The 3,229-nt window shown below is 69.8% G+C and carries 1 protein-coding gene and 1 pseudogene; both read left to right on the top strand.

Going from position 1 to position 3,229, the window contains the following annotated elements; all coding sequences use genetic code 11:
* Nucleotides 1–1,501, top strand: a 1,501-nt coding sequence (gene dnaA, locus ABZ635_RS27050; RefSeq protein ID WP_357770067.1) for a chromosomal replication initiator protein DnaA, incomplete at its 5' end; no start/stop codon positions are given.
* A 1,236-nt stretch (nucleotides 1,502–2,737) separates the two neighbouring features.
* Nucleotides 2,738–3,229: pseudogene (locus ABZ635_RS27045) on the top strand (DNA polymerase III subunit beta); the annotation flags it as partial.

Raw genomic sequence — 3,229 nt, 5'->3', positions numbered from 1 at the left:
CAGCGCCCCCCGGCCGTTGCCCGAGGACTGGGGCCGCGCCCTGGCGGTGGTGGCCCATCCCGACGACCTGGAGTTCGGGGTCTCCTCCGCCCGGCAACCGCTCCCCGGCCCCCCCGAGCCCGCCGAGCGACCCCGCGCCGGCCAGCAGGCCGCCTTCCCCGAGCCCGCCGCGCCCGGCTGGGGCGAGCACGCCCAGGGCCAGCTGTGGCAGCAGCAGAGCTGGGCCGACGCGTCCTGGGACGAACCCAACCGGTGGGAGACCCCGGCGGCGCCCTCAGCGACCCCCGCTCCGGAGCCCGCGCCCGTCCAGCCAGCTCCTCCGGCCGAGCCCGACTCCGCTCCGCCCTCCGTGGAACCGGTCGTGGAGCCCGCGGACCGCCAGGAGGCCGTCCCGGAGGCGCCCACCGCCCCCTCGACGGCCCCGGCCTCGCCCCCGGGACGGTCGCAGGAGATCCCCCCGGGCGAGCACGCCCGCCTGAACCCCAAGTACACCTTCGACACCTTCGTCATCGGCTCCAGCAACCGGTTCGCGCACGCGGCCTCGGTCGCGGCGGCCGAGGCGCCGGCGAAGGCGTACAACCCGCTCTTCATCCACGGCGGCTCCGGGCTCGGCAAGACCCACCTGCTGCACGCCATCGGGCACTACACGCACCGGCTGTACGAGGGCTCCAGGGTGCGGTACGTGAGCTCGGAGGAGTTCACCAACGAGTTCATCAACTCGATCCGGGACGGCAAGGCGGACGGGTTCCGCCGCCGCTACCGGGACATCGACGTCCTCCTGGTGGACGACATCCAGTTCCTGGAGAACAAGGAGCAGACGCAGGAGGAGTTCTTCCACACCTTCAACACGCTCCACAACTCCGACAAGCAGATCGTCATCTCCAGCGACCGGCCGCCCAAGCAGCTGACGACGCTGGAGGACCGGATGCGGAGCAGGTTCGAGTGGGGCCTGTTGACGGACGTCCAGCCGCCCGAGCTGGAGACCCGCATCGCGATCCTGCGCAAGAAGGCCGCGCAGGAGGGGCTGGCCGCCCCGCCCGAGGTCCTCGAGTTCATCGCCAGCAAGATCTCCACCAACATCCGGGAGCTGGAGGGCGCGCTGATCCGCGTGACCGCCTTCGCCAGCCTCAACCGGCAGTCGGTGGACCTGGACCTGACCGGCCAGGTGCTGCGCGACCTGGTCCCCAACGCCGAGGTGCCCGAGGTCACGGCAGGAGCGATCATGTCCCAGACGGCGGCCTACTTCGGGCTGAGCCTGGAGGACCTGTGCGGGACCTCCCGCTCCCGGGTCCTGGTGACGGCGCGGCAGATCGCCATGTACCTGTGCCGTGAGCTGACCGACCTGTCCCTGCCCAAGATCGGGCAGCAGTTCGGACGGGACCACACCACCGTGATGCACGCCGACCGCAAGGTCCGGGCGCTCATGGCCGAGCGCCGTTCCATCTACAACCAGGTGCACGAGCTGACCAGCCGGATCAAGGACCAGCCCTCGCTGAGCTGACCGGTGGCCGGTACGGACGACCGCGGAAGGGGCGGCCCCACGGGACGGTGGGCCGCCCCTCCGCCGTGTGCGGACCTCCGACGCGCGCCCCGCCCGCGCCTTCCGCCCCGTGTCGACAAGGAGCTTGGGCGACCTGTCGCCGTGTCCGCCTGTCGACTTCTCTCCTCCCGGCCCCGGCCCCTACCGGGGTCCGCCCCGCCCGGCCCCGGGACCCCGGGCCGCTCCGAGTGGACGCCCCCGGATGTCCACAGGCTCCGAGGACCCCCCGGAACCGCCCGCACCGGGTTATCCACAGGCTTGTGGGGGTGTTGGCCCCCAAGAGCGGCGTACGTCCGTGTCGTACCCGCGCGGTAGCGTCCGTGCCGGACACGCACCGTTTCCCCTGCTTCACAGGGCCTTCGGAGGCTGTTGTCCTGACCACAGGGGCGCTGGTGAAGGCCGGTTCGGCGACCGCGTGCGGAACGCGACCCCCCATTGAGGAGGGACCTGTGGAAAAACCTGTGCACAGACTCTTTGTCCGTGTTCGCGAGGTGTGCGCCGTGCTCCGAAAAAAGTTTCCGGGTTTCTCGGCGGAGTTATCCACAGGAGAGGGTCGAATTCTGTGGACAACCCTGTGGACAACCTGTGGACAACGGCCCCGATCCTGTGGGTAACCCAGGGTCGCCCTGTGGACACGGCTCCCCATGGCCGGACCGCCGAACCACAGGGCACTGTGGACAACATGGGGAAAACCTGTGGACGAACCTGTGGACGGCCTGTGGACACACTGAGGGCCCCTCGACTTGTCCACAGCGGGCCCCAGTTACACACAGGGTCATCCACAGGACCTGTGGACAAAAATTCGCAGCTTGACCTGCGAGAACAAGGGTTATCCACATTATCCACAGGCCCTACTACTACGACGCACCTTCATTAACCAAGATGTGGCGTCAAAACAGCTTCGCGGAAAATCTGTGGACAAACGGCTGAGATCGAGGTGACGGCTGGCCCGTGGCGAGCTGGCAGCGGCAGCGGGTGAATCCGGGTAACGTGTGGTCTCGCCCCTGTCCTCCGCCGCCCGGATCTGAGCGGTGACCCCTACGGAGTCCGAGACCGCTCCCGAGGCACGGTCCGCCCTCGCCGCGAACACCGTCCACACCCTGGGGACGGAACCCGCTGCGGACCCACGAGACACCCACGAGCTGCAACGTTGAGGCTGCGACCGGTCCACCGGTCGGGCGGAAAGTGAGTCGGAGAGTGAAGTTCCGGGTCGAACGCGACGTACTGGCCGACGCTGTCGCCTGGACAGCGCGCACACTGCCGACGCGCCCCTCCGTGCCGGTCCTGGCCGGCATCCTGCTGGACGCGGGAGAGACCGACGGCCGACAGCGCGTGCGCCTGTCCGGCTTCGACTACGAGGTCTCCGCGCAGGTCTCCGTCGACGTCGAGATCGAGGAGCCCGGCCAGACCCTGGTCTCCGGCCGCCTCCTCGCCGAGATCACGCGCAACCTGCCGCCCCAGACCGTGGAGATCTCCACGGACGGCCCCAAGGTCGTCGTGAGCTGCGGTAGCGCCAAGTTCACCCTCAACACCATGCCGGTCGAGGACTACCCGTCCCTTCCGGAGATGCCCGGTGTCAGCGGCACCGTCGGCAGCGACTCCTTCGCCGCCGCCGTCAGCCAGGTCGCCGTCGCGGCCGGGCCCCCCCACACCCACCCCCAGAGCCACCCCCCCCCCGGGCAGGAGAGA

It is taken from the genome of Nocardiopsis sp. NPDC007018 (genome assembly GCF_040635075.1).
Taxonomy (GTDB): domain Bacteria; phylum Actinomycetota; class Actinomycetes; order Streptosporangiales; family Streptosporangiaceae; genus Nocardiopsis.
The sequence above is the reverse complement of the archived record's forward strand: the minus strand, read 5'-3'. Positions and strand labels throughout refer to the sequence as shown.